The organism is Streptomyces niveus (genome assembly GCF_001723055.1).
In the GTDB taxonomy this organism is placed as follows: Bacteria; Actinomycetota; Actinomycetes; order Streptomycetales; family Streptomycetaceae; genus Streptomyces; species Streptomyces niveus.
In genome coordinates, this window is the sequence record NZ_MDCR01000398.1 from 1 (window position 1) to 4,709 (window position 4,709).

The following is a 4,709-nucleotide window of genomic DNA, read 5'->3' on the forward strand; positions in this document are numbered from 1 at the left end:
GGCAGGGTGCCGCTGTCGCGCTGCTGGTCCTCGGTGACACGGGCGGCGGCGCGACAGCGGCACCCTGCCCGCCCAGCGCCCCGTGCATCTGTCGGACCCCTCGGCCCCCGGCGGCCCCTCGGGCGGGAGCGGCACGGCCGGACCCTCGCAGAGCGGGAGCCGCGACCCCGACTGGTGGGCGATGCCGCCCCGTGAGATCGACCCGCCGGGCCGCGGCACGTACGACGATCCCAACTCCGGCTCCGGGTCCGGCTCCCGCTTCGACTCGGACGACGACGACTACGACGCGGACGACGACGACCCGCGCCCGCCCCGCCGCGTCCAGCTCGCCGGCACCTGGCACGACGGCCCGTCCGGCGTCGGCGACAGCTCCCGCCCGCTGCCCGCGGGCGGCGGCGGCCGTTGGCAGACGTCGGGCACCAACGACGCCATGCGCGCCGACTCCCAGCGGCAGTCGTCGAACCTGCCCGCGGTCCCCGGACCCGACGCGCCCGCCGGCCGCTGGGACGAGGTCGTCGCGGGCGCCACCACCCCCGCCTACCGGGGCCCGGCCACCCCGCTCGCCGCCGAACGCGCCCGCCAGGCACGGATAGCCGTCGTCGGCGCCGTCACCGAGCGGTGGGCGCCCGAGCAGGCGGGACCGGTCCACGAGAACTGGCAACTCGCCCCGCCCATCGGCCCGTCCACCGACCTGTGGGCGCTCGGCGCGCTGCTCTACCGCGCCGTCCAGGGCCACGCCCCGTATCCGGAGGAGAGCGCGGCCGAACTGGTCCAGCTCGTCTGCGCCGAACCGCCCGCCTTCGCCGAGGAGTGCGGCCCGCTGCGCCCCGTGGTCGAGTCGCTGCTCCGTCAGGACCCCACCGAGCGGCCCGACTTCGAGGAGCTGCGCGGCTGGCTGCGCTCCCTGGTGCGCTCGGCGCCCGAGCCCGACGCCGGTCTCGACGTCGTCGCCGTGCCCTCCGTGGACGAGCGGCTGCCCATCGTCCGTCGCAGGGGCGAGCTGGTCCGCAAGCGCCGCGGCCGGGGCCGTGGCCGCGACGGCAGGCACCGTCACAAGAAGGGCAAGGAGCGCAGGGAGAAGGGCGGCGGCAGGTCCTTCGACCAGCAGCACGTCTCGGGAGCCGAGGCGTACGCGGAGCCCCGCCACGAACAGCCTGAGCGCGCCTACCGCGAACGGGACCACCGCGACCTGCGTGAACGGGACCACCGCGACGACGACTTCGGGGACCGCGAGTACCGCGAGCCGCGCGTGCGGTCGGGCGGCGGCGGCTCGGGCAAGCCGCGCTCACTGGGGCGCATCCTGCTCGTCGTCATCCTGGTGCTGATGGTCGCGGCCATCGCCCTCGCCGTGATGTTCCTGCCGAAGGCCGACGAGCAGGGGTCGCAGAACGGCGCGGGGTCGAACCCGAGCGCGCCGGCGGCGCCGTCGCAGCAGAACCCCGACACGACCCCGGACAACGGCGACGACAAGCCGGAGGGCGGCAACTCCTCCACACCGCAGACCTCCGGAGCCCCCGACCTCGCGGCCGGATACGTGCTGCGCAAGGACACCGAGGGCTTCGAGATCGGCGTGGACAAGAGCTGGGAGCGCCGCCCGATCAACGACAGCGGCCAAGTCCGGTACGGCCGGGGTGACTTCACGCTCATCGTGGTGCCGGGCCGGGACACCGTGGCCGACAACGGCGACGACCCGCTGGTCTACCAGCGGGAGAAACAGCGCGAGCTGCAGCCCTTCCGGGACTCCTCCTGGGCCACCGCCACGGGGCTGCGCCGCATCGACGTGGGTCAACAGCGCATGGCCGAGGGCCAGTACACCTGGCAGAACAGCAGCGGACAGGAGGTCTATGTCCGGAATCTCGCCATGATCGTCAAGGGCAGCTACCACATCGTGCAGGCCATCGGCCCGGTGAACGAGAAGGACAAGGTCTCCGAGATCTACCAGCAGGCCACCGGTTCCTACCGGACAACCCGCTGAACAGCGATAACTGACGCTCCGTCAGGCCCGCCGGGTGTGTCACGGTGAGGTTTCAGGCGCGGGCCCAGGTTCCGTGTCCGCGCGTCCCCTCCGTAACCTGTCAGCTCCGAGGAACAGGCAGGGGCACGTGGACGATTCAGCGGAGACGCGCGAGGGACTTGTCCTCGCCGGGCGCTACAAGCTGGGCGAGTCAATCGGCAGCGGTGGCATGGGCAAGGTGTGGCGGGCCCACGACGAACTGCTCAACAGGACTGTCGCGGTGAAGGAACTGACGGCGGCGCTGTACGTCTCGGCCGCCGACCGTGCCGTGCTGCACGCCCGGACCCAGAAAGAGGCCAGAGCCGCGGCCCGGATCAGCCACCCCGCCGTGGTGACGGTCCATGACGTGCTCGACCACGGCGGCCGGCCGTGGATCGTCATGCAGTACGTGGACGGCCCCTCGCTCGCCGAGGCGCTCACCCCCGACCCCATCACGCCCCGCGAGGCGGCCCGGATCGGCCTCCAGGTCCTCGGAGCCCTGCGCGCCGCGCACGCGGCCGGGGTGCTGCACCGCGACGTCAAACCCGGCAACGTCCTGCTCGCCCAGGACGGCCAGGTCCTGCTCACGGACTTCGGGATCGCCGCCATCGAGGGCGACTCGGCCATCACCCGGACCGGTGAAATCGTCGGCTCCATCGACTACTTGGCACCCGAGCGGGTGCGCGGCCACGATCCCGGGCCCGCCTCCGACCTGTGGGCCCTGGGGGCGACGCTGCACACGGCGGTGGAAGGGACCTCGCCGTTCCGCCGTACGTCGGCCGTCGCCACCATGCAGGCCGTGGTCGTCGACGACCCGCCGGAGCCCGTACGCGCGGGGCCGCTCGCGCCCGTGATCACCGCCCTGCTCACCAAGGACCCCGAGGCCCGCCCCGACGCGGTCGAGACCGAGCGGATGCTGCGGGACGTGTTCAACGGGCGCACGCCCGACGTGGCGCGGACGGCGCAGGTGCCCGTACCGGCCCCGCAGGCACAGGACCCGGGGCCCGGGGCCGCGCAGACCCCGCCCCCGCAGACCGGGGCACCGTCGCCGTACGGGCACACGCCGCCGCACGCCTATCCGCCGCAGGTGACCGGCCCCGTCCAGCCGGCCGCCAAGAAGGGCCGTTGGCGCACCGTGCTCGTCGCTGTCGTCGTCGCCGCGCTGATCGGCGGCGGCGTGGGCTTCTTCGCCCTCAAGTTCGGCGGCGACGACGATCCGGGCACGAGCGCCGGCGCGAACCCGGACCCGAGCGGCTCGTCGTCGGACGACGCCAAGAACCAGGACGGGAACGGCGGTTCGGGCAAGGGCGAATCGGGCGACGGCGGTACGGGCGACAACGAGGCCGTTCCGGCCGGTTGGCAGCGACTGGACGATCCCGCCGGCTTCAGCGTCCTCGTCCCCGAAGGCTGGGAGCGCCGGATGAACGGCGACCAGATCGACTACACCCCTGACGACGGCGTCAACTTCCTGCGTATCGCCGTGGACACCACGCCGGACTTCAAGGATCCGTACCACCACATGATGGACATGGAGAAGAACGTCGACGGCCTGCCCGAGTACCAGCGGATCAATCTGGGGCCCAACACCTTCCGGGGGCAGACGAAGGCCGCGCTCTGGGAGTTCACCTGGACCGAGAACGACGAGAAGCAGGTGTACGTCGGTCCGCGCCGGGCGATCGACCAGATGTTCTTCTCGGAGGACGGCTCGACCGAGTACGCCCTCTACATGTCGGGTCCCGCGGCGGACTGGTCCCGCGCGCAGTTCGACACCATGCTGGGCGGCTGGCGGGCCGAGGGTACGGGCAGCTGAACGGAGCCGATGTCACGGCTCTGCACCCGCTGCCGCCCCCAGGTGGCCAGCGCGGTGAGCCGTCCGTAAGGATGTGGTCATGACGAACGACGGGGGACGGGCGAACGAGCCCACCAGCTACGGACTTCAACCGCCGCAGCGGCAGCCGTATCCGCCCCACCAGGGACAGCAGCAGCCGCCGTATCCGCCCCAGGTTCCGCCCCAGGCCCCGCACGGCGCCCAGGGCTCGCAAGGCTCCCCGTACCAGCCCACGCAGGCGTCACAGCATGTCCCGATGGAGCCCGACCCGTCGGTGGGACGCCTGTTGGGCGGCCGTTACCGCCTCGTCTCGCGGCTCGGGCACGGCGGCATGGGCACGGTCTGGCTGGCGCACGACGAGATCGTGGACCGCGACGTCGCGATCAAGGAGCCGCGCGTTCCCGAGCATCTGCGCGAGCACGAACGCGACACCGTCCACCAGCGGATGCGGCGCGAGGCCAGCTCGGCGGCCAGGATCGACCATCCCGCGGTCGTCACGATGTACGACGTGGTCGTCGAGGACTCCAAGCCGTGGATCGTCATGGAGCTGGTCCGCGGCCAGTCGCTCGCCGACCGTCTTCAGGAGGGCACGCTCGACCCGCGCGAGGCCGCCAGGATCGGGCTCGACGTACTGAACGCGCTCAACGCCGCCCACGAGGCCGGTGTGCTGCACCGCGACGTGAAGCCGGACAACGTCCTTCTCGGGCGCGGTGACCGCGTCGTGCTGAGCGACTTCGGCATCGCCCAGGTCGAGGGCCAGCAGGGGCTCACCGAGACCGGCGCCTTCGTCGGCTCACCGGAGTTCATCTCGCCGGAGCGGGTGCTCGGGCAGCGCCCCGGACCCGAGTCGGACCTGTGGTCGCTGGGCGTCGTGCTGTACGCGGCGGT

General features: G+C 72.7%; 2 protein-coding genes and 1 pseudogene. All 3 read left to right on the top strand.

Annotated features, from left to right (window positions below; all coding sequences use genetic code 11):
* Window positions 1–55: 55 nt before the first annotated feature.
* A pseudogene (locus BHU15_RS34565) lies at window positions 56–1,975 on the top strand (serine/threonine kinase C-terminal domain-containing protein); the annotation flags it as partial.
* A 127-nt stretch (window positions 1,976–2,102) separates the two neighbouring features.
* Window positions 2,103–3,803, top strand: a complete 1,701-nt coding sequence (locus BHU15_RS34570) for a serine/threonine-protein kinase (RefSeq protein ID WP_069630737.1) — start codon at window positions 2,103–2,105, stop codon at window positions 3,801–3,803.
* A gap of 79 nt (window positions 3,804–3,882) precedes the next feature.
* The coding region (locus BHU15_RS34575) for a serine/threonine-protein kinase (protein ID WP_141726945.1) at window positions 3,883–4,709 on the top strand (827 nt) is incomplete at its 3' end.